The sequence below is a fragment of the Streptomyces sp. NPDC033180 genome (assembly GCF_055577645.1).
Window position 1 is genome coordinate 326,388 of record NZ_JBVIPU010000007.1, and the last position, 21,355, is coordinate 347,742.

Sequence of the window (21,355 nt, forward strand, 5' to 3'; positions counted from 1 at the left end):
ACGCTGAGGACAGCCGACTACCGACCGGTAAGTAACCGGCCAGGGCCATGTTGTGACACGTGTCAGGTCCGGGTCAACGCTCGGGACGGGAGTTTGTCGCAGAAATTGACGGAAATTCAGCGAGGGAGGCGACCGCGCGTCCTCACGTCAGGGCGGGCACATCCAGCGTCAACGTCCCCGCCCCCGCGTCGAGTTCACCCGCCACCCCGAACGGAATCGTCAGCGCCCCGTCGCAGTGCCCGAACCCGAACTCCTCGACGATGGGCACCCCGAGCCCGCCGAGCCGGTCGAGGAACAGCGCCCGCACCGTGTCGTACGGCTCGCAGTCCACCCACGAGCCGAGCGCGACCCCGCGCACCCCCTCCAGCCACCCGGCACGCAGCAGCTGCGTGACATAGCGGTCGATGCGGTACGCCTCCTCGCCTATGTCCTCCAGGAAGAGCAGCCCGCCCCGCGCCGACGCACGCACCTCAGGGGCGCCGACGTCCGAAGCCAGCAGGGAGAGGCAGCCGCCGAGCGTGATGCCCCGCGCGCGGCCGGGCACGAGCGCGGCTCCGCCCGACGCGATCACCTGGACCTGCTCGGGCGCGAGGAGCGTGGCCCTCAAGTGCTCCTGAGCACGGGCGCTCTTGAGGAAGTCGAGGGCCGCGACCATCGGGCCGTGCAGCGTCGCGAGGCCCATCCGCGCCGCGAACGCCTCGTGCAGCGTGGTGATGTCGCTGTAGCCGACGAACACCTTAGGGCCCGCCGCCCGCATCGCCGACCAGTCAAGCAACTCCACCATGCGCAGGGCACCATAGCCGCCGCGCGCGCAGAGCACCGCGGAGACGGAAGGGTCGCACCACGCCTCCTGGAGGTCACGGGCACGGTCGGCGTCCCTGCCCGCGAGGTAGCCGAACTCCCCGCCCACGTCCAGGACATGGGGCATGACGACCGGCTCCAGATCCCAGCCGCGCAGGATGTCGAGGCCCGTCTGGAGCCGCTCCTCCGGAATGGGACCGCTGGGCGCCACGACGGCGACTCGCGCACCGGGGGTGAGCCGCGCGGGACGCGTCAGGGACTTCACTTGGCGAGCTCCAAGGTGGGCGCGGCCCCGGACAGTTTCAGGCGGAACACCTGCGCGTACAGGGAGAGTTCCGCCTCCAGGGCCCGGATCAGCGTGTCCGCCCGGCGGAAACCGTGTCCCTCGCCCTCGAAGGCGATGTAGGCGTAGGGCACGCCGCACCCCTCCAGTTCGGAGACGAACCGCTCGGCCTGCTCGGGCGGACAGATCACGTCGTCAAGACCCTGGAGCAGCAGGAAGGGCACACTGACCCGGTCGGCGTGCTCGGCGGGGGAACGCTCCACGTACCGCGTGGGCACCTCGTCGAAAGGACCGATCATCGAGTCCAGATAGCGCGACTCGAAGTCGTGGGTTCCGCCCGCGGCCCATTCCGTGAGGTCGAGCACGGGGTAGATGATCGTGCCACAGGCGTACACGTCCGTGGTGGTCAGCGAGGCGGCCGTGGTCCAGCCGCCCGCGCTGCCGCCGCGGATCGCGAGGCGGTCGCGGTCGGCGGTGCCCTCGTCGGCCAGGGCCAGGGCGACGGCCGCGCAGTCCTCTACGTCGACGATGCCCCACTGCTCGCGCAGGCGGTTGCGGTACGCGCGGCCGTAACCGGTCGAGCCGCCGTAGTTGACCTCGGCGACGCCGATGCCGCGCGAGGTGAAGTAGGCGATCTCCAGGTCGAGCACGAGCGGGGAGCGGCTGGTGGGGCCGCCGTGCACCCACACCACGTACGGCGGGAGTTCCTCGTCGGGAGCCATGCAGGCCGGGTGGTGCGGGGGGTAGACGTGCGCGTGGATCTCGCGGCCCTCCGGGCCGCTGAAGGTGCGGATGCGCGGCTCGGGGTAGTACGCGGTGTCCACCGGGTCGTCGTGCGCGGCGCCGATCACGCGGGCGCGGCCGGTGCTCGCGTCCAGCTCCACGACCTCGTACGCGCTGCGGGGGCTCGCCGCGACGCCGACGGCGCGGGTGCCGTTCACCGCGACGGTCGCCGCCCACTCCGTCCAGGGGCCCGCCGCGTCGACGACTTCGCCGGTCTCCGGGTCGAGCACGCCGAGGGCGGTGGCGCCCTTGCCGTGCACGACGGCGACAAGGCCGCTGTCCAGGGGCGCGAACCAGTTGGAGCCGACCTGCCAGAGGGGGCCGCCGAACTCCTCCTCGCGCGGACAGAGCGGTACTCCCGACGAGAAGCTCCCGCCGTCAAAGGCGTCACCGCGGTAGAGGTTCCACCACCCCGTGCGGTCGCTCGCGAAGAGGAGGCGCCCGTCGGCGGCCCACTCCACCTGCGCGATGGACTCCTCCGGGCCGCCGGCGAACACCCGCGGCGCACCGAACGTGCCGTCCGCGCGGACCTCGGCGACCAGCAGCTCCGTGCCGTCCCACGGCATCCGGGGGTGGTCCCAGGCGATCCACGCCACGCGGGCGCCGTCCGGTGAGAGGCGGGGCCCGGTGATGAACCGGTGGCGTTCGTCGGAGAGTTCACGCACCGCCGCGCGGTCACCGGCCGCCGATCCGTCGAGCGGCACGGCGACGATGACCCGCCGTACGTCGGTCGGCCCCTCCCCCGTGAACTCCTCCAGGACACACCAGACCTCGCCCCGGTCCAGGTGCACGCACGGGTCGATGTACCGCAGGCCGCCGCCCACGTCGGAGAGCGGGGTCAGCGGACGCGGCGCGGCCCCGGGGGCGTCGGGCGCGTACGCGTACAGCCGCTGGTCCGAGAAGTCGGCGAACACGACCAGCGGCCCGTCAGGGCCATCGGCCCCGGCCCATGAACGCCCCCCGTACTCCATGACCCGGCTGCGCACGTTCCACGGCTCGGGCAGCACGGACTCCTCCGTGCCGTCCGGACGCCGCCGCACCAGAGCGCGCCTGCCGCCTTCGGCGGGCCTCGGCTCGGTCCACCACGCCTCGTCCCCCACGAAACCCACATGGGCCGGGGAACCGTCGTGGGCGGCGGCGAGCGCCGCGTCGATGGGCGACGGCCATGATCCGTAAGCCTGGGTCTCCATCATGTCCTTTTCTTCCCCCATGATCGGTTGTGTTCCCTAGGCCGTTCTCAGATAGCGGTCGAGTACACGGACGCCGAAGTGCAGCGCGTCGACCGGAACGCGCTCGTCGACTCCGTGGAAGAGCGCTTGGTAGTCGAAGCCCTCCGGTGTCCTCAGCGGCGAGAAGCCGTAGCCGGTGATGCCGAGTCGCGAGAACTGCTTGGCGTCCGTGCCGCCGGACATGCAGTACGGCACGACCCGTCCCTCGGGTGCGAACTCCTCGACGGCTGCCCGCATCTTCGCGTACGTCGAGGAGTGCACCGGCGCCTGCAGCGCCACCTCACGGTGGTGGAACTCCCAGTCGACGTCCACTCCGGTGAGCCGGTCAAGGGTGGCGGCGAACTCTTCCTCGCCACCCGGCAGATACCGGCCGTCCACGTAGGCGACGGCCTCCCCGGGGATCACGTTGACCTTGTAACCCGCGTGCAGCATCGTCGGGTTGGCGCTGCCCCGGACGGTCGGCGCGACGAGGTCTGCGGCCTGGCCGAGCTTCAGCAGGAGCGCGTCCACGTCGAATCCGGGCACGTCCAGGTCGGCGTGCTCCCCGTACAGCGCGGCCAGTTCGCTCAGGGAGGCCCGGACCGTCGGCGTGAGCCTCACCGGCCAGCGGTGCTCACCGATGCGGGCGATCGCGGCCGCCAGCTTGCTCACGGCGTTGTCCGGGTTCACCTTCGAGCCGTGGCCCGCCCTGCCGCGCGCGGTCAGCCTGAGCCAGCCGGTGCCGCGCTCCCCCGCGGCGATGGGGTAGAGCTGGTTGCCGCGGCCGTCGTGGAAGGTGAAGGCACCGGACTCGCTGACGCCTTCCGTGCAGCCCTCGAAGAGGGACGCGTGCTGATCGGCGAGGAAGCCGGACCCGTCCTCGGCGCTCGCCTCCTCGTCGGCGGTGAACGCGATCACGATGTCCCGCCGTGGCCGCACTCCCGCACGCGCCCAGCCGCGCACCACGGAGAGGATCATCGCGTCCATGTTCTTCATGTCGATGGCGCCGCGGCCCCACACGACGCCGTCGCGGATCTCCCCGGAGAAGGGGTCCACGCTCCAGTCGGCGGCCTCGGCCGGCACGACGTCCAGGTGACCGTGCACGAGGAGCGCCTCGGCAGAGGGGTCGGTGCCCTCGATGCGTGCCACGACGTTCGTACGGCCCGGTGTCCGCTCCAGGAGCCTCGGTTCGAGCCCGGCTCCGGCGAGACACTCGGCGGCATACTCGGCGGCGGGCCGCTCCCGGCAGTCGCCGCCGCCCCTGTTCGTGGTGTCGATGCGAATGAGGTCGGAGGTGAACCGGACGACCTCGTCGAGCGCCTGCTCGTCGACGTGTCCGGTGGCCCGATGCCCCGGCTGCTCCTCAGCCATACTGCTCCTCCACGGCCGCCGATGCGATCGTCGTGACCGCCTTGAACGTACGAATGCCCTCGTACATGGTCTCGCTGGTGTACGCGATCTTCCGCTCGCCGGTGCGCCGCACGCCCGGCACCACGGTGGACGCCATCGACAGGTGCTCGGCATCGAACTCGAGCTCGACGGTGAAGGGTCCGCCCTGGACCGGCTCGTGCCGCACCGCGAGCGGCGCCGCCTCCTTCGCCGCGGCCCGGATGTCGGATGCGGTCCGCCGCGGGGTGCGGCAGACCGCCGCGTACCGCGACACGTGGTCCTTGACGGCGACCTTCAGCGCGCCCGGCGCGTAGCCGAGCGCGTCGTCGCAGGCCAGGTCGTCGCCGGTGACCAGGATGACGGGTACTCCGTACTCCGCGACAACATGGGAGTTGAGCAGCCCCTCACTCGCCCGGTCGCCGTTGACCCACACTCCGGTGATCGAGTTGGCGAGGTAGGTGTGCGCGAGCACGCCCTCCATGCCGGCGCCCGCGTGGTAGCCGATGAAGGCGATGCCGTCCACGTCGTCGTGCTGGACGCCCTCGACCATGGAGAGGGACTTGTGCCGCCCGGTGAGCATCTCGGCCCGCTCGTCCAGGTTCTCGAGGAGCAGATTGCGCATGGTCCAGTGCGCTTCGTTGACGAGCACCTCGTCGGCGCCCCCGTCGAAGAAGCCGAGCACGGCGGCGTTGACGTCCGAGGTGAACATCGAACGGCACCGCTCCCACTGCGGCGTACCGGGCAGCACGTCGGCCGGCCACGTGACACCTGTGGCCCCCTCCATGTCTGCGCTGATCAGGATCTTCATGCCGCCTCACGCTACGCGGTCGCCAACTCCTGGACCAGATCCGTCGGCGACCGCGTCGCGCGCCGGTCACCAGAGGGTGCTGCGCAGGTCCGGGTGCGCAGGCCCCAGGCGTGGCGCCGGGAGGCCTCGTCGGCGGCATGTCGGGTGCTCCTTCCCGGGCGGGGTGGCGGTTCAGCGGGCCGCGGGGATCTCGGGGGTGCGCCCGGCCGCCGGTTCGCCGGCCGCCGTCACCGTGCCGGGTCGCGAGCGGAGACCGAAGGCGCTGATCAGCGCGGCGAGCAGGGCCGCGGCGAGCGGGACCCAGAGGGCCGCGCGGTAGCCGTCGAGGAGCGCGGAGGGCGAACCCGACGTGGTGGCCGCGACGTTGACGGTGGTGACCGTGGAGAGGCCGAGGGCGGCACCGAACTGGAAGGCGGTGTAGAGCAGCCCGCCGGCCAGGCCCTGCTCCTCCTCCTTGACGCCCTCGGTGGCGACGATGGTAAGCGGACCGTAGGTGAGGGCGAAGCCGAGGCTGAGGATGATCAGGCTGGGGAACATCGCCAGGTACGTCCAGTCGGCGCCGACCGGCAGGAACAGGGCGTAGGAGAGCGCGGCGAGGAGCAGACCGCCGAAGATCACCCGGGCGTTGCCGAAGCGCTCGACCAGCTTGGGGGTGACGGTGGGCGAGAGCACCGCGTCGAGACCGATGACGATCATCGCGAGGCTGGTCTGGAGCGTGGACCAGTCGCGCAGCTCCTGGAGGTAGAGGACGACCAGGAACTGGAATCCGAAGAAGCCGCCCGCGAAGAAGAGACCCGCCAGGTTGGCGCGGACCAGGGCGCCGCTGCGGAAGATCCCGAGGCGCACGAGCGGGGAGGCGGAGCGGCGCTCGGCGGCGACGAAGACGGCGAGGAGGGCGAGGCCCGCCCCGAGGGTGCCGATCGTGGCGGCGGCGCTCGCGTGGGAGGCGCGCTCCACGCCGAGGACGAGCAGCACGATCGCGGCGGTGACCGTGAGGGCGCCCACCAGGTCGACGCTCTGCCCGGTGCGGTCGGGGCGCGGGGACTTGGGGACGTAGGCGAGCGCGGCGGCCAGGATCAGGGCGGAGAGCACCACGGGCACGAAGAAGACCCAGCGCCAGCCGACCGCGGTGAGCAGACCGCCGACGACCAGGCCGATGGAGAAGCCGCCTGCGGCGGTACCCGAGTAGAAGAGCAGCGCCTTGTTGCGGCGCGGGCCCTCCTCGAAACCGGTGGTGATGATGGAGAGGCCCGCGGGGGTCATGAAGGCCGCGGCGACGCCGGTGACGAAGCGGGCGACGATCAGCATCCAGCCCTCGGTGGCGAATCCGCCGAGCCCGGAGAAGACCAGGAAGACGGAGAGCCAGAGGACGAACATCTGCCGCCGCCCGAAGAGGTCGGCGGCACGGCCGCCGAGCAGCATGAAGCCGCCGTACCCGAGGACGTAGGCGCTCATGACCCACTGCAGGGAGCCGGTCGACAGGCCGAGGTCGGCGCGGATGGAGGGCAGGGCCACGTTGAGCATGGCGACGTCGATGCCCTCGAGGAAGATCGCGCCGCACAGGACGAGCAGGACGCCCCACTCGCGGGGCCTGAAGGTGACAGGGGAGGCGGCCGGGGACGCGCTCGGCGCCGCGGCTGATGATTCTCTTCGCGAACTCACGTCTGTTCTCCGTCAGTTGACCGATGGTGCGGGGATTTCCCGGCTCACTCACCCTCGATCAGGGCGTGCGGCGGAACAACGGTGAAGATCGCAACGTTCGTTCAACCAGGCTTACCGATCCGAGCCAGATCCGAGCCAGATCCGAGCTGCCTGGGGGGACGTCGATGGAACGCGATGAACTGGAGTGCTTTCTGCTCCTTGCCGATGAGCTGCACTTCGGCAGGACGGCCGAGCGCATGCGGCTGTCCCGCGCCCGGGTGAGCCAGCTGATCCAGCGCACCGAACGCCGCGTCGGCGCACCGCTGTTCGTCCGCACGAGCCGTCGCGTCGGCCTCACGGCCCTCGGCCGCCAGCTCCGCTCCGATCTGGAACCGCATCACCGGGCGATCGACGCCGCCGTCGAGCGGGCCGCGGCCACCGCGCGCGGCATCGACAGTGTGCTGCACGTCGGCTTCGCCAATCCGCTGGCCGGCGAGATCGTGATGCGGGCGACGGAGGCGCTGCGCGTGAGCCATCCGGGGCTCGCCGTGGAGATCTGCGAGGTGCCGCTCGGTGATCCGTACGGTCAGTTGCGCAAGGGTGAGTTCGACGTGCAGCTCACGGAGTTCCCGGTGCGCGAGGAGGACCTGGGCGGTGGTCCCGCGCTGCTCGCGGAGGAGCGCGTCCTGGCGATCGCTTCGGCGCATCCGCTGGCCGGTCGGGACGCGGTGTCCCTCGAGGACCTGGCCGACGTGCCGCTCCTGACGATCGAGGGCGAGGTGCCCGACTACTGGCTGGAGCAGCGCGTACCCGCGCGGACCCCGTCCGGCCGTCCGATCGGCCGCGGTCCCGGCGTGACCAACATGCAGGAGGCGCTGATGATGGTCGCGGGCGGCAAGGGCGCCTTCCTGGCTCCCGCCCACACCGGGACGTACTTCTCACGGCCCGGAGTCGCGTACGTGCCCTTCGCCGACTCCGAGCCGGTCGGGTACGGCCTGGTGTGGCGGGCAGGGCACGGCACGGGAGCGATCGAGACATTCGCGAGGACCGCCCGCGAGGCGGCCCGTGAAGTGGCGCAGGGAGATCCCAGGAGTGTGGTGCCGGGGGCCTTCACCGCGGCGGGCTGAGGCCGGCTGGAGCCGGGGACCCGGCGCGTCCGCGCGCCGCGCGCGCCGAACGGACCGCGCCGACGGCGACGAAGGCCCAGACCGCGAGCGCCGGCCAGAGCAGCACCTTCCCGCAGGTCCAGAGCGCCGGAACGTCCGCGGCCGTGGAGACGGAGAGCGCGGCGACGGCGGTCATGCCGAGGGGGGAAGACGGTGGCCCAGCGGCGTACGTCGTAGTAGGGACGTGGCCACCGCAGTTCACAGGCTACGAGCAGCGCGTACCAGGCGAAGGCGAGGCCGAGCGCGACGAGGGTGAGGACGCGCAGGACGTCGTGCGCCGGAGTCGCCCAGCGCAGAGCACCGCCGGGCACGGCGGCGGCGACCAGCTTCGATCCGGCGAGGGCGGAGATGACCATGGCCCCGGCGATGATCCAGTGGTCGCCCCGCCCGGAGGCGAGTTGGCGGAAGTCGAAGCGGAGCAGCACCACCGCGTACAGGACGAGGCCGATGGCGGAGAGGACGAGGGCGGGCCACATCAGCCACGCCTGCCGGTCGGCGGTGGCCACCGTGGCGGCGAGGACGACGATGGCCTGGGTGGCCACGCACACCAGATAGGCGGCGCCCGGCACCCTGCTCTGCCAGTGGCGGACCACATGGGACATCAGGAGCGGCCACTCACCCCGCCCGGCCCACCACCAGCCACCTGGACGGCAACTCGATCCGCGTACCGTCCGGGGTGAACTCGGTGGTGATGAGCGGCAGTTCACCGTCCGCGAGCACCGAAAGGCCCGCCCCCGCGACGTACTCCGGCACCGCGGCGTCCTCGACCTCGCCCGGCGCGATGCCGTGCGCGAACACCGGCGCCAGCTTCGGCGGCGGTCCTTCGGGGCTCTGGGCGAGGCCTTTCAGGACCGTCCCCGCGGCCTCGGCGAGCTCGACGACGAACGCTCTGCCGCGCTCGCCGAGGAGCGCCGCGATGCCGTCGACGAGCGGCTGGCGGTCGTCGGGATCGCACTGGTGGAGCACCCCGCGCATATAGACGTTCACGTCGCCGAGTTCCGCGTGCAGCTGCTCGGCCTCGGCCTTCTCCGCGGCGTCGACCTGCCGGAACTCCACCTGTCCCGCCGGGTCGGCGTTCCGTGCGTGGCGCAGGGCGGCGGCGGACAGATCGGCGCCCAGGACGCGTGGGTAGCGGTCGGCGAGGAAGCGCGTCTGGGTGCCGTTGCCGCAGCCGAGGTCCACGAGGGGCAGTCCCGCGGCCGCCACGTGCGGTTCGAAGAGGGAGAGGTGGATGCCGACGGTGAGCGCGGGTTCGGCGTCCCAGAAGACCGCACCCGGTTCGCCCGGAGCCTCCCGCCAGAACCCCTCCCAGGCCTCCCTGTACCGACTCGTGACGCTCATGCCCAGCTCCCCAGGATGCGACGACGACCGCCGAAGCCGACGGCAAGATCGGTCTATCGCGCCCGGGGTGCATGGACAAGTCACCGGCGCAATCAATCGGAGCGCCTTTGCTACGTTCCCTCCTCGCGCACGCCCCCGCGGGGCGTGCTGAGCCCTCACTTGCGCGGCGGCCCCATCTCGAACCACACGGTCTTGCCGGAGGCCGTACGGCTGGTCCCCCACTCCTTGGCGAGCACGCTGACGATCCGCAGTCCGCGCCCGAACTCGTCGCCGGGGCCCGCGTTCAGGAGTGTGGGCAGGGTGTGGTCGTCGTCCTCGACCTCACAGATCAGTGTGGCCCCCGAGCGGACCAGGCGGAGTTCCACGCGGCCGCCGCGCGAGTGCCGTACGGCGTTGGTGACGAGCTCGCTGACCAGGAGCTGCGCGGTCTCGGACAGCGTGTCGCGGGCCCAGGCGCTCAGTTGGTCGCGGACCAGCTCGCGCGCCCTGCTCACCTCGCTCGGGTCGAGTGCGAGCCGCCAGCTCGCTACGTCCTCGTCCGCGACACCGTTCAGGCGAGCCATCAGGAGCGCCACGTCGTCCTTGCGGCCGCCGCGTGTGTTGAGGGCTCGGATGATGGTGTCGCAGGCGGCGTCCATGGAGGCGGCCGGGTGGGCCGCGGACTCGGTGAGCGTGGCGAGGCCGACCCCGATGTCCTCGCCGCGGACCTCGACGAGTCCGTCGGTGCACATCAGGAGCCGGTCACCGGGCGCGACGCGCACGGTGACCGCCTCGAAGGGCACGCCTCCCACGCCGATGGGTGCTCCTGTGGGCAGGTCGAGGAGTTCGCTGCGGCCGTCGTCGGCGCGGACGAGGACGGGCGGGATGTGGCCCGCGTTGGCGAGGTGCAGCTCGCTCGCGATGGGGTCGTAGACCGCGTACAGGCACGTCGCGAGATAGTGCTCGCCGAGGCGCTGTGCCAGGTCGTCGAGGTTGCGCAGGAGCTGGGCCGGCGGCAGGTCCAGGGCGGCCATGGTCTGTACGGCCGTGCGCAACTGGCCCATCATCGCCGCCGAGTTGAGGCCGTGCCCCATCACGTCGCCGACGACCAGCGCCGTACGCGATCCGGGCAGCTTCACGGAGTCGAACCAGTCGCCGCCGACCCGGCCGAGGAGCGTGCCCGGCAGATAGCGCGTGGCGATGTCGCAGCCCGTCATGCGCGGCTCGATGTGCGGGAGCATGCTGTCCTGGAGGGTGTCGGCGACGCTCTCCTGGTAGGTGTACATGCGGGCGTTGTCGAGCACGAGGCCCGCGCGTGCGGCGAGTTCGGCGCCGGTGACGCGGTCCATGTCGTTGAAGACGGGCCGCTCCTGGTGGCGCAGCAGGATCATGAATCCGAGCACCACATTGCGGGCCTTCAGGGGCACGACGAGCATCGAGCGGTGGTTGATGAGCGGGCGGATGTCGCGCTTCTCGAACTGCGAGGCGATCGCGTTGCCCATCTCCTCGGTGATGCGCGGCACGAGGACCGGATCGCCGGAGGTCATGCACTGGAAGAACGGCGTGTGCGACGGGAACGGCATGGATTCGCCGACGGGTACGACGTCGTCCCAGCGGCCCGGCTCGTCCGTGTGCTCCACGGCGACCCGGTGCCACAGCGTGGTCTCGTCCGGCGGCCCCTCGGGGAAGCCCTCTCCCGCGACGACCTGTTCGCGCAGGTAGGTGCCCGCGACGTCCGTGAACCGGGGCACGACGGCCCGGCTGACCTCGAGGATCGTTCGCGAGAGGTCGAGGGAGGAGCCGATGCGCCCGCTGACCTCGTTCAGGAACTCCAGGTGCTCGCGCACCGCCGCGTATTCGAGGTCCTCGACCTCGTCGGACGCGGCGGGCCGGGGCGGGAGGCCGGCTGCCGCGGCCTGCTGGGCGCGCAGCCTGCGTGCCTTGCGCTCGGCGCGGCGCGGCACACCCCAGTCGGGGGTGACGGGTACACGGTCGTGCTGGCTGAACTCCAGGACGGGATAGCCCAGTTCAAGGACCTGCGCCACGATGCGCGAGCTCTCGCCCACGCTCATGCTGGGCAGGATCTCGGGCAGCCGCTCGGCCAGCTCGTCCGCCCCGGGGAAATCCGTGTGCAGGGCGAACCCCGGGGCTATCCGCTCGACTTGGCCCGGATCCCGATCGTCGTCGTCGGCCAGCCGGTCGGCGTCCGCCGCGAGTACGAGCAGGCGCTCCGGTCCGGGGCCGATGAGGGGGTAGGCCCACCACAGGACGTCCACGCGGTGGTGGTCGCCGCCGGGGACGGAGAGCCGCGCGCGTCCGGCGGCCGGGTACGAGATGCGTCCGTCGAGGGAGGTTTCCAGGTCGGGGCCGAGACCGTCGTACTCGCCGTAGTTCGCGTGCCCCTCGGGGATCGCGCCGGCCACCGGAAGCAGGTCGCCCGCCGGGCTTCCGACGGCCGCCTCCTTGGCGTACCCGAACAGCTTCCGCGCGCCGGTGCTCCAGTGCGAGACGAGGCCCGCGCCGTCGATCACGACCACGGCGAGTGGGATCCGGCCGGCCACGGCATGTTGCGCCACCGGCCCGTCCGGGGTGCCGTATTCCATGGCCAACGCTCCTTCCGGCGGCACCGCGAAGGCCTGGGCCGCCCCGACCACCGTACGACCGGCACAGGTTGCCGTGCGGGGCAATGGGGGAATTGGGCTCCGCGGGGGCGCCTCCGGCGGGTGTTTCCCCTCCGCCCCGCCGGACAGCTCCCGGCAGGGCTAGTCCTCGTGGCCCAGCTGGAGATCCCGCTCCGTGCGCCCCCCGCCCGCGACCTGGAGCACGGTCGCCACCGGCGGGTAGCCCGCGGCGATGACGGTGTACTCGCCGGACGACAGGTCGATGAACCGGAAGGTGCCGTCCTGACTGGTCGTGAGGGTGTCCACGACATTGCCCGCCGCGTCGAGGAGCGTCACGCGGGCGTCCTCCACGGGGCGCCCGCCACTGGCCCGCACGGTCCCGCGCAGGACGGCACCGCCCGCGAGCTCGACGTCCTGCCGGGTCTCGCGGGATGCCTGCACGCTGACGGGCAGGGCCGCCGGGCGGAAGGCGGGTGCGCTGGCGGCCAGGGTGTACTCGCCCGCCACCAACTCCGTGATCACATAGCCGCCTTCGCGCCCGCTGCGGGTGGTGGCGACGACCTCGCCGCGGACGTCGGTGAGGGTCACCGCGGCGTCCCTGACCGGAGTGCCGTCCGCGGTGACCACGCTGCCGGCCAGGCGTCCAGCGCCGCCGAGCACCACGTCGAGCTCCACGGGACGCTCGCCGACGGTCACGGTGACCGCCTGTGGCTGGTGACCGCCCGCGGCCGCGATCAGGACGAACGATCCCGAGCCCGGCGTGGACAGGGCGTACCGCCCGTCCTCGCCGCTCGCGCCGCGGCCGATCTGCCGGCCCCCGACGTCGATGAGGGTCAGGGCGGCGCGGGGCACCACGGTGCCGTCCGGATGCTGCACGGTGCCGCAGACGGGCACCCCGGCGGCGTACGACGTGCGGGCCTGGGGGATGGGCGTGGGCTCGGCCGTGGGGGCGTCCTGGGACGCTGCGCTGGACAACAGGGGTGTCTCCTTGAGGAAGAAGGTGATCAGCATGCCGAGGACGAGCACCGGCACCAGGTAGAGGAAGATCCGGGGCATCGCGTCGGCGTACGCCTGGATGTAGCCCTCGCGCAGCGGGGCGGGCATCGCGTGGACGAGCTGCGGGGTGATGGCCTCGGGGTCCGGAAGACCGGCCCCGGCCGGGATGCGGTCTTCGAGCGTGTCCGCGAGCCGGTCGGCGAAGAGCGTGCCGAAGATCGCGGCGCCGACGCTGCCGCCGATCTGCCGGAAGTAGTTGTTGGCGCTGGTGGCCGTGCCGAGGTCGGACGGACGTACCGCGTTCTGCACGGCGAGGATGAGCACCGGCATGACGAGGCCGACTCCCGCGCCGAGTACGGCCATCCAGATGCTGTAGTGCAGCCGGGATGTGTCGGCTTCGAGCCGGGAGAGCAGCCACATGCCGATGACCGACAGGATGCCGCCGATGACCGGATAGATCTTGTAGCGGCCTGTGTGGCTGATGAGCTGGCCCGAGAGGATCGAGGCGCCGACGATGCCGCCCATCATCGGGAGCATGAGCAGTCCGGACTCGGTGGCGCTCGCGCCGTCGACCATCTGCAGGAACGTCGGCAGGTAACTGGCCGCTCCGAAGAGGGCGATGCCGACGACCACGCCCACGAGACCGGTGACGTTGAAGACCGGATCGCGGAACAGGCGCAGCGGGATGATCGGTTCTGCGGCGAAGTGTTCGGCGACGACGAAGAGCACGACCGAGGCGAAGGCCCCGGCCGCGAGCCCCAGGATGACGCGCGATCCCCACGCGTACTCGGTTCCGCCCCAACTGGTCAGGAGCACGAGGCAGGTGGAGGCGGAGGCGAGTAACAGCGCGCCGAGCACGTCGAGTCGGGCCTTCGCGGTGGGCTTGGGCAGCTTCAGCCCCAAGCTGACGACAGCGAAGGTGAGAAGGCCGAAGGGCACGTTGAAGTAGAAGCACCAGCGCCAGGTGACGTGGTCGGTGAAGAACCCGCCGAGCAGCGGTCCCGCGACCGACGCGAGGCCGAACGCGGCACCGATCAGGCCCATGTAGCGGCCGCGTTCCCGGGGCGGGACGATGTCCGCGATGATCGCCTGTACGCCGATCATGAGGCCGCCCGCGCCGATGCCCTGAAGGGCACGGAAGGCGATGAGCTGGTCCATCGTGCGCGACCAACCGGCAAGCGCGGAGCCGATGATGAAGATGAGAATCGCGAACTGGAAGACGCCTTTGCGCCCGAAGAGATCCCCGAGCTTGCCGTAGATGGGCAAGCCGATCGTGGACGTGAGCAGATAGGCGGTGATCGCCCAGGACATCTTGTCCAGGCCGTGCAGCTCACCGACGATCTTCGGGAGCGCGGTGGCGACGATCATCTGCTCGAGCGCGGCGAGCAGCAGGGCGAGCATGAGCCCGACGAAGACCATCCGGACGCGCCCGGGGCTGAGCCCCGCCACCGCCGATGCGTGCTCCTGGGGCGGTGGCGCCTCTTCGACGCCCAGAGGGTCCGAAGGCCCCACAGCCGCCGCCAAGTCCCCCCGCTCGGCGCCCTTCACCAGCGTCGTGCCGCCCACGTCCTGCTCCCCTCGTCTGCGCCTGCGCCGCATTTCTCGCATTACGCGACAACTGCGAGCAAGCGCGACGAGTCGCCCCTGCGTGGGGTTCGGCGCACGTATGCGCCGGTGGGAGCCCTACGCCGTACAACTGGCCCGAACGGAAAACCACTCGAAACGGTGAGCGTGACAACAACCCTTATGGGTTACCGGAGTTGAGGACCTCTCAGATGCCGGCTCACTTCTCGACCTCGGCGGCGAGCTTGCCGAGCACCTCGTCGTAGATCCGGCCGAGCCCCTTGGGGGCGAAGGTCTTCTCGAAGAAGCCGCCGATGCCGCCCGCGCCGTTCCACACGGTGGTGACGACCACGCGCGCCTTGCCCTCACCGGCCGGAGTCACGGTCCAGGTGGTGACCATGGAGGAGTTGCGGTCCTTCTCGACGAGCTCCCCGTCGGTCGGCTCGCTGACCTCGAGGAGGCAGTCCCGGATGCGCTTGCTGGTGGCCTGCAGCTTCCAGTGGACGAGCGTCCCCTCGCCGTCGCCGCCCTCGCGCACCTCGAACTCGCTGAAGTGCCCCGACAGGATCTTCGGACGCGTGCCTTCGTAGTCGGCGAGCGCGTCGAAGACGCCCTCCGGCTGCGCCGCGATGATCCGCTCCGTGGTCGCCTCGACCTGCGCCATGGCACTTCCTCCAGCACTTGGTTGTTCAGGGTGATCCCCGGAAGCCAACCACCCTGCGTACCGGGCCCCCAAATCGGGGTCGCCGAGGGACCGGGTCGCCACCGGGTCGCACGATCAAGGGAACGTATGTTCTATTCTGTGGTCAGTGCTACCGAGGAGGCGTCATGCGCTGGGAGAACCTCGCCGACGGGCCGTCACGGGGTGCCGCGGATGCCGCGCTGTTCGGCGCGGACGCGGTCACCACGAGGACCTTCGACACCCCTGAGTTCCGTGGGATCACCTTCCACGAGATCCGGGCCAGAACGATCGTGAACCGGGTGCCCGGAGCGTCCCGCATGCCCTTCGAGTGGACGGTCAATCCGTACCGGGGCTGCACGCACGCGTGCGTGTACTGCTTCGCCCGCAAGACGCACAGCTATCTGGACCTGGACACGGGGCTCGGCTTCGACAGCCAGATCGTGGTCAAGGTCAACGCCCCCGACCTGCTGCGCCGGCAGCTCGCCTCGCCCCGCTGGCACGGCGAGCACATAGCGATGGGCACGAACGTCGACTGCTATCAGCGGGCCGAGGGGCGCTACGGCCTCATGCCCGGCATCATCGCCGCCCTGCGCGATCACGCGAACCCCTTCTCCATCCTCACGAAGGGCACGCTGATCCTGCGGGACCTGGACCTGCTGCGGCAGGCCGCCGCCGTCACCGACGTCGGGATCTCCGTGTCCGTGGGCTTCGTCGACCAGGACCTGTGGCGCACCGTGGAGCCGGGTACACCCGCTCCGGAGCGGCGCCTCGATGTCGTACGGACGCTGACGGATCACGGCATCGGGTGCGGGGTCCTGATGGCGCCGGTGGTCCCGTTCCTCGGGGACAGGCCCGAGCAGCTGCGGGCGACCGTGCGGGCCATCGCCGCGTCGGGGGCGACCTCCGTGACGCCACTCGTGCTGCATCTGCGGCCCGGAGCGCGCGAGTGGTTCATGGCCTGGCTGGAACAGCATCATCCGCATCTCGTGCGGCGCTACGAACGGCTGTACGCGGAAGGCGCCTACGCACCCAAGTGGTACCAGCGCCGGATCACCCGCCAAGTGCACGAACTGGCCGAGGAGTTCGGCATCGGCCCCGCACGCGCGGGCGCCACGCGCCGCATCCGCGTCCCCGAGCAACCCGACCCCGCGCCGGCCTCACCCGGCGGCACTCAGCTCACTCTGCTCTGAACCCGCCGACCTAGCCCGGCAGCCGGGCAAGCGCCGCGGACGCTGCCGCCGCGAGGCGTGGATAGCCGCAGGCCTGTGTCAGGACGGGGCGGGCCCGTGGGTCACCCAGCGCCCCCAGACCCTCCACGCACGCCAGGGCGATCTTGCCGTACGGATCGTGCGGGGCGAGTCTGCGCTTCAGCGTGGTGATGAGGGCGGGCGCCGATTCGGGCGCGCGCAGCTCGGTGAGCAGACGCACGGGGTGCAGGGCGTAGGCGACCCGCAGCTCATTGGTGGCCAGGGCGGCTGCCGCCCGTGCCGTACGGGGATCACCCAGCCTGGCCAGGGCGTACGCGGCGGCCGCGCAGCGTGATGGATCCCGGTGGTTGAGGAGCAGCACGAGGGACTCGAAGGCCCGGCTGTCCCCGGCGGCACCGAGGCGGACCGCCGCGAGCTCCCGTGCCCACAGTGGCTGACCCGCCGCGGCGAGCACCTCCGCCAGCTCCTCCGCATCGCCGGTCGCGACCAGCCTTTCGTAACTCTCCGAGACCCCCGCCTCGCGGCGTAAGCGTTCCGTCACCGTGCGCAACTCCACGTCCATGACGGGGAGCCTATCCGCGATGTAGATCACAAACCCTGGGGACTGGCGCGCTCGTTACTCGCCGGTTAATCTCATGTGAGCGGGGCACACTCCTCGTCAGCAGTTCCTCATCCTCGTAGCGGCCTGGTGACGCAGCCGGTGCGAGTGCCTGTCGGTTCGGTGCTCCGAGCACCTCAGCTCCACCCAGTACGACGCGGCTTCGGGACAGAGCCGGTCGACTCCTCACGGGCGTACGCGTTTCGCCGCCCGGTCACGACACGCAGCAGCTCACCTCCCGTACGCCGCGCCGCCGTTGCCGCGCACCGCGTGCACCCCTCAGTCGTCACTCACTTCCTGGAGTCCACGCATGGACACTCCCTTGAACACCGTCGCCGTGATCGGTCTCGGCACGATGGGCACCGGCATCGCCGAGGTCCTGGCCCGCGCGGGACGCGAGGTCATCGGCATCGACATCAGCGAGGCCGCGGGCGCCCAGGCCGTCGCCGCCATCGAGTCGTCCACCGCGCGGGCCGTGCGCCGTGAGCAGCTCACCGAGGACGAGCGGCGTGACGCGCTCGCCCGCATCCGCACCTTCACCGACCTGCAGGCCGCGGCCGACGCCGACCTGGTGATCGAGGTCGCCCCGGAGTCGTACGAGATCAAGCAGCAGATCATCCGTGAACTCGACGGTGTGGTGCGCCCCGGGACGATCATCGCGACCGGCACGAACGCGCTGTCCGTGACCCGTCTCGCCGCCGAATCGCAGCGCCCCGAGCGCGTGCTCGGCCTGCACTTCTTCAACCCGGCCCCGGCGATGAAGCTCGTCGAGGTGGTCTCGTCCGTCCTGACCGCGCCCGCGGCCGTCGCCTCCGTCACCGACCTCGCGTACGCGCTCGGCAAGGAGCCCGTCGCGGTCGGCGACCGGCCCGGCTTCGTCGCCGACGGCCTGCTCTTCGGCTACCTCAACCAGGCCGCCGCGATGTACGAGGCGAAGTACGCCTCCCGCGAGGACATCGACGCCGCGATGCGGCTTGGCTGCGGCCTGCCGATGGGCCCCCTCGCCCTGCTCGACCTGATCGGCGTCGACACGGCGCGCACGGTGCTCGACGCGATGTACTCCGAGTCGCACGACCGGCTGCACGCACCCGCCCCGATCCTCAAGCAGCTCAGCGAGGCGGGTCTGACAGGACGCAAGTCGGGGCGCGGCTTCTACGCGTACGAGGCGCCCGGCAGTTCGGTCGTCGTGCGGGACGCGCTGACCCCGCCGCAGGACGGGCGGTCGAGTGGCGGGCGCACCATCCGCGCGGTCGGTGTCGCCGGCTCCGGGACCATGGCGTCCGGCATCGCCGAGGTCTTCGCCAAGGCCGGCTACGACGTGGTGCTCGCCGCGCGCAGCGAGGAGAAGGCCGAGAAGGCCAAGTCCCGTATCGGCAAGTCCCTTTCGCGCTCTGTCGACAAGGGACGGATGACGGCGGAGACCGCTGCCAAGACCCTGGACCGGATCACCCCGGCCGGTACGTACGACGCGTTCGTCGATGTCGATCTGGCCCTCGAGGCGGTCGCCGAGGACCTGGAGATCAAGCAGCAGCTGTTCGCGGCGTTCGACAAGGTCTGCAAGCCGGGCGCGATCCTGGCGACCACCACCTCGTCCCTGCCGGTCGTCGCCTGTGCCCGCGCCACCTCGCGTCCCGGCGACGTGATCGGCATGCACTTCTTCAACCCGGCGCCCGCGATGAAGCTGGTCGAGGTGGTCCGCACGGTCCTCACGGACGACGACGTGCACGCGACGGTCCGCCAGGTCTGCGCGACCATCAAGAAGCACCCGGTGGACTGCGGCGACCGCGCGGGCTTCATCGTGAACGCTCTGCTGTTCCCCTACCTCAACAACGCGGTCAAGATGGTCCAGGAGCACTACGCGACGCTCGACGACATCGACGCCGCGATGAAGCTCGGCGGCGGCTACCCCATGGGGCCCTTCGAGCTCCTGGACGTCGTCGGCCTGGATGTCTCGCTGGCCATCGAGAAGGTCCTGCACCGCGAGTTCCGCGACCCGGGCCTGGCCCCGGCTCCCCTGCTCGAACACCTGGTGGCCGCGGGCTGCCTCGGCCGCAAGACCGGCCGCGGCTTCCGCGAATATGCCCGACGGTAGGCCACAAGCGGACGGGAGCGCGCCGGAGGACAGACCGCGCACGGACTGGGGCGGGCTGCTCGAACCATCGGGCGGCCCCGTCCCACAGGAGCAATCGGCTGCGCATATGCAGTACGTTCGGGTCATGCCCAAGGCCGCCAAGTCCTCACGTACGCCCGCTACGCCCGACGCTCCGGAGAGCGCGGCCGGCAGCCGCGCCGCCGCCCAACGCCTCAAGATGCGCCGGGAGCTGGCGGCGGCCGCGATGGAGCTCTTCGCGTCCAAGGGGTACGAGGCGACGACGGTCGACGAGATCGCCGCGCAGGCCGGTGTCGCCCGGCGGACCTTCTTCCGGCACTTCCGCTCCAAGGAAGAGGCGATCTTCCCGGACCACGACGACACGTTGATCCGGGCGGAGGCGGTGCTCAACGCGGCGCCGCCGCACGAGCACCCGCTGGACACGGTGTGCCGGGGCATCAAGGAAGTCATGAAGATGTACGCGGCATCGCCCGCGGTGTCCGTCGAGCGGTACCGCCTGACGCGCGAGGTCCCCACGCTGCGCGAGCGGGAGATCGCCTCCGTGGCCCGCTACGAACGGCTCTTCACGCGCTATCTCCTGGGCCACTTCGACGAGCAGGCGCATCACGACGGGAACGACGACCCGCTCCTGGCGGAGGTCGCGGCATCGGCGGTGGTCACCGCGCACAACCACGTCCTTCGGCGGTGGCTCCGCGCGGGCGGCCAGGGCGACGTGGAGACCCAGCTGGACCACGCCTTCGCCATCGTCCGCAGGACCTTCGGTTCGGGCATCGGGGCGGGGCGCGACACCACCACCGCTCCGGCGGCCTCGGTGAGCACCGGGGGCGATGTCCTGGTCACCGTGGCCCGGACGGACGCACCGCTGGACGAGATCATGCGGACGATCGAGAAGGCGCTGCGGGAGGCATAGACCCGGGTCGAAAGATACCGGTATTCACCTCTTTATCCTTGGCTTTTGAGGGGGCGCTACCCACCGGTAGCGCCCCCTTCGCCATGCCGTCACACCCTCTGACCTGCACTGATCGATCATCCATCAAAAATTGCTGGCACTCAGTGTCTTGCCGACTGGCACGCGGTGTCATACGTTGATGTTGTCCGGGCGGCCGGCGTGCAGAGAACTTCCGTACGCCGGCTGTCCCCACAAGCCACGGCTCGTGCGCCCGGACGCCTGCGTCACAGGCACCTCCCGCGCCACACCAAGCGCTGCCGAGCATCACCTTCGCCGAACCGACGGCACACCTCCACCACCTGCACCAGCAGCACCCGACGTAACCCTCAAGAGCGTGGTCCCCTCAGAAGGGGCCCGCACTTCGCCGGAGGCATCACCGTGAAGGAAATCCTGGACGCGATTCAGTCGCAGGACGCAAAGTCCGCCGACTTCGCCGCACTCCCCCTGCCCGACTCGTACCGCGCGATCACCGTGCACAAGGACGAGGCGGAGATGTTCGCCGGGCTCGAGACCCGCGACAAGGACCCCCGCAAGTCGATCCACCTGGACGACGTCCCGGTGCCCGAACTCGGGCCGGGCGAGGCCCTGGTGGCCGTGATGGCCTCCTCGGTCAACTACAACTCCGTGTGGACCTCGATCTTCGAGCCGGTGTCCACCTTCAGCTTCCTGGAGCGCTACGGCCGGCTGAGCGAGCTCACCAAGCGCCACGACCTGCCGTACCACATCATCGGCTCCGACCTGGCGGGCGTCGTGCTGCGCACCGGGCCCGGCGTGAACGCCTGGAAGCCGGGTGACGAGGTCGTCGCGCACTGCCTGAGCGTGGAGCTGGAGTCGAGCGACGGCCACAACGACACGATGCTCGACCCCGAGCAGCGCATCTGGGGCTTCGAGACCAACTTCGGCGGCCTCGCCGAGATCGCCCTGGTGAAGTCCAACCAGCTGATGCCCAAGCCGGACCACCTGAGCTGGGAGGAGGCCGCGTCCCCCGGCCTGGTGAACTCCACCGCCTACCGCCAGCTCGTCTCGCGCAACGGCGCCGGCATGAAGCAGGGCGACAACGTCCTGATCTGGGGCGCCAGCGGCGGCCTCGGCTCGTATGCCACCCAGTTCGCCCTGGCCGGCGGCGCCAACCCGATCTGTGTCGTCTCCAGCCCGGAGAAGGCCGCCATCTGTGAGGCCATGGGCGCCCAGGCGGTCATCGACCGCAACGCCGAGGGCTACAAGTTCTG

The 21,355-nt window shown here is 71.1% G+C and carries 17 protein-coding genes; 6 read left to right on the forward strand and 11 right to left on the reverse strand.

Annotation, left to right across the window (positions count from 1 at the left end; translation table 11 throughout):
• Positions 1 to 142 precede the first annotated feature (142 nt).
• From ACZ5WE_RS21670 to ACZ5WE_RS21690, 5 genes are all read right to left on the reverse strand, one after another.
• Positions 143 to 1,066: a S66 peptidase family protein gene (locus ACZ5WE_RS21670; RefSeq protein ID WP_467691333.1), complete on the reverse strand. Its 924-nt coding sequence runs from the start codon at positions 1,064 to 1,066 to the stop codon at positions 143 to 145.
• The gene (locus ACZ5WE_RS21675) at positions 1,063 to 3,057 is read right to left on the reverse strand and encodes an LpqB family beta-propeller domain-containing protein (RefSeq protein ID WP_467691392.1); all 1,995 of its coding nucleotides are present in this window, start codon (positions 3,055 to 3,057) and stop codon (positions 1,063 to 1,065) included. The genes ACZ5WE_RS21670 and ACZ5WE_RS21675 overlap by 4 nt, the downstream gene beginning before the upstream one ends.
• Positions 3,058 to 3,093: 36 nt before the next feature.
• Complete coding sequence (locus ACZ5WE_RS21680) at positions 3,094 to 4,446, reverse strand: M20/M25/M40 family metallo-hydrolase (RefSeq protein WP_467691335.1); 1,353 nt, start codon at positions 4,444 to 4,446, stop codon at positions 3,094 to 3,096.
• Positions 4,439 to 5,272, reverse strand: a complete 834-nt coding sequence (locus tag ACZ5WE_RS21685; protein WP_467691336.1) for a M55 family metallopeptidase — start codon at positions 5,270 to 5,272, stop codon at positions 4,439 to 4,441. Before ACZ5WE_RS21685 ends, ACZ5WE_RS21680 begins: the two co-directional genes overlap by 8 nt.
• A 171-nt stretch (positions 5,273 to 5,443) precedes the next feature.
• Positions 5,444 to 6,844, reverse strand: a complete 1,401-nt coding sequence (locus tag ACZ5WE_RS21690; protein ID WP_467691394.1) for an MFS transporter — start codon at positions 6,842 to 6,844, stop codon at positions 5,444 to 5,446.
• 254 nt (positions 6,845 to 7,098) lie between these two features.
• Here ACZ5WE_RS21690 and ACZ5WE_RS21695 point away from each other — a divergent pair, with 254 nt between their 5' ends.
• On the forward strand, positions 7,099 to 8,040 hold the full coding sequence (locus ACZ5WE_RS21695) for a LysR family transcriptional regulator (RefSeq protein WP_467691338.1): 942 nt from the start codon (positions 7,099 to 7,101) through the stop codon (positions 8,038 to 8,040).
• On the opposite strand, the gene ACZ5WE_RS21700 is transcribed toward ACZ5WE_RS21695, so the two are convergent.
• Positions 8,024 to 8,215, reverse strand: coding sequence for a hypothetical protein (locus ACZ5WE_RS21700; RefSeq protein ID WP_467691340.1), 192 nt, complete (start codon positions 8,213 to 8,215; stop codon positions 8,024 to 8,026). The two genes, ACZ5WE_RS21695 and ACZ5WE_RS21700, sit on opposite strands and share 17 nt — an antisense overlap.
• Positions 8,216 to 8,331: 116 nt before the next feature.
• Here ACZ5WE_RS21700 and ACZ5WE_RS21705 point away from each other — a divergent pair, with 116 nt between their 5' ends.
• On the forward strand, positions 8,332 to 8,634 hold the full coding sequence (locus ACZ5WE_RS21705; protein WP_467691342.1) for a hypothetical protein: 303 nt from the start codon (positions 8,332 to 8,334) through the stop codon (positions 8,632 to 8,634).
• 60 nt (positions 8,635 to 8,694) lie between these two features.
• Here the strand turns inward: ACZ5WE_RS21705 and ACZ5WE_RS21710 are convergent, their stop codons facing one another.
• The 4 genes from ACZ5WE_RS21710 to ACZ5WE_RS21725 form a co-directional block, all read right to left on the reverse strand.
• Positions 8,695 to 9,420 carry a class I SAM-dependent methyltransferase gene (locus ACZ5WE_RS21710; RefSeq protein ID WP_467691344.1) on the reverse strand — a complete coding sequence of 242 codons (726 nt, stop codon included), beginning with the start codon at positions 9,418 to 9,420 and terminating at the stop codon, positions 8,695 to 8,697.
• 155 nt (positions 9,421 to 9,575) lie between these two features.
• Positions 9,576 to 12,002: an ATP-binding SpoIIE family protein phosphatase gene (locus tag ACZ5WE_RS21715; protein ID WP_467691346.1), complete on the reverse strand. Its 2,427-nt coding sequence runs from the start codon at positions 12,000 to 12,002 to the stop codon at positions 9,576 to 9,578.
• A gap of 159 nt (positions 12,003 to 12,161) precedes the next feature.
• Positions 12,162 to 14,582, reverse strand: a complete 2,421-nt coding sequence (locus ACZ5WE_RS21720) for an MFS transporter (protein ID WP_467691348.1) — start codon at positions 14,580 to 14,582, stop codon at positions 12,162 to 12,164.
• Positions 14,583 to 14,799: 217 nt separating this feature from the next.
• Entirely contained in the window at positions 14,800 to 15,243 is a 444-nt protein-coding gene (locus tag ACZ5WE_RS21725) for an SRPBCC family protein (protein WP_467691350.1), read from the reverse strand.
• A 164-nt stretch (positions 15,244 to 15,407) separates the two neighbouring features.
• Between ACZ5WE_RS21725 and ACZ5WE_RS21730 the strand changes: the two genes are divergently transcribed.
• Positions 15,408 to 16,451: an Rv2578c family radical SAM protein gene (locus ACZ5WE_RS21730; protein ID WP_467691352.1), complete on the forward strand. Its 1,044-nt coding sequence runs from the start codon at positions 15,408 to 15,410 to the stop codon at positions 16,449 to 16,451.
• Positions 16,452 to 16,461: 10 nt separating this feature from the next.
• Here ACZ5WE_RS21730 and ACZ5WE_RS21735 read toward each other — a convergent pair whose 3' ends face one another.
• Complete coding sequence (locus ACZ5WE_RS21735) at positions 16,462 to 17,031, reverse strand: adenylosuccinate lyase (RefSeq protein WP_467691354.1); 570 nt, start codon at positions 17,029 to 17,031, stop codon at positions 16,462 to 16,464.
• A 346-nt stretch (positions 17,032 to 17,377) separates the two neighbouring features.
• On the opposite strand from ACZ5WE_RS21735, the gene ACZ5WE_RS21740 reads away from it, so the two are divergent.
• The 3 genes from ACZ5WE_RS21740 to ccrA form a co-directional block, all read left to right on the forward strand.
• Positions 17,378 to 19,159 carry a 3-hydroxyacyl-CoA dehydrogenase family protein gene (locus ACZ5WE_RS21740; protein ID WP_467691356.1) on the forward strand — a complete coding sequence of 594 codons (1,782 nt, stop codon included), beginning with the start codon at positions 17,378 to 17,380 and terminating at the stop codon, positions 19,157 to 19,159.
• A 124-nt stretch (positions 19,160 to 19,283) separates the two neighbouring features.
• Entirely contained in the window at positions 19,284 to 20,087 is an 804-nt protein-coding gene (locus tag ACZ5WE_RS21745; protein WP_367046343.1) for a TetR family transcriptional regulator, read from the forward strand.
• Between the two features lie 417 nt (positions 20,088 to 20,504).
• Positions 20,505 to 21,355, forward strand: an 851-nt coding sequence (ccrA, locus tag ACZ5WE_RS21750) for a crotonyl-CoA carboxylase/reductase (protein WP_469157297.1), incomplete at its 3' end; no start/stop codon positions are given.

What these genes read in the sequence shown, in the direction of transcription:
- ACZ5WE_RS21675 (WP_467691392.1), bottom strand. Translation starts at nt 3,057, where the DNA reads ATGGAGACCCAGGCTTACGGATCATGGCCGTCGCCCATCGACGCGGCG.
- ACZ5WE_RS21745 (WP_367046343.1), top strand. Translation starts at nt 19,284, where the DNA reads ATGCCCAAGGCCGCCAAGTCCTCACGTACGCCCGCTACGCCCGACGCT.
- ACZ5WE_RS21700 (WP_467691340.1), bottom strand. Translation starts at nt 8,215, where the DNA reads ATGACCGCCGTCGCCGCGCTCTCCGTCTCCACGGCCGCGGACGTTCCG.
- ACZ5WE_RS21685 (WP_467691336.1), bottom strand. Translation starts at nt 5,272, where the DNA reads ATGAAGATCCTGATCAGCGCAGACATGGAGGGGGCCACAGGTGTCACG.
- ACZ5WE_RS21730 (WP_467691352.1), top strand. Translation starts at nt 15,408, where the DNA reads ATGCGCTGGGAGAACCTCGCCGACGGGCCGTCACGGGGTGCCGCGGAT.
- ACZ5WE_RS21735 (WP_467691354.1), bottom strand. Translation starts at nt 17,031, where the DNA reads ATGGACGTGGAGTTGCGCACGGTGACGGAACGCTTACGCCGCGAGGCG.
- ACZ5WE_RS21715 (WP_467691346.1), bottom strand. Translation starts at nt 12,002, where the DNA reads ATGGAATACGGCACCCCGGACGGGCCGGTGGCGCAACATGCCGTGGCC.
- ACZ5WE_RS21710 (WP_467691344.1), bottom strand. Translation starts at nt 9,420, where the DNA reads ATGAGCGTCACGAGTCGGTACAGGGAGGCCTGGGAGGGGTTCTGGCGG.
- ACZ5WE_RS21725 (WP_467691350.1), bottom strand. Translation starts at nt 15,243, where the DNA reads ATGGCGCAGGTCGAGGCGACCACGGAGCGGATCATCGCGGCGCAGCCG.
- ACZ5WE_RS21695 (WP_467691338.1), top strand. Translation starts at nt 7,099, where the DNA reads ATGGAACGCGATGAACTGGAGTGCTTTCTGCTCCTTGCCGATGAGCTG.
- ACZ5WE_RS21740 (WP_467691356.1), top strand. Translation starts at nt 17,378, where the DNA reads ATGGACACTCCCTTGAACACCGTCGCCGTGATCGGTCTCGGCACGATG.
- ACZ5WE_RS21680 (WP_467691335.1), bottom strand. Translation starts at nt 4,446, where the DNA reads ATGGCTGAGGAGCAGCCGGGGCATCGGGCCACCGGACACGTCGACGAG.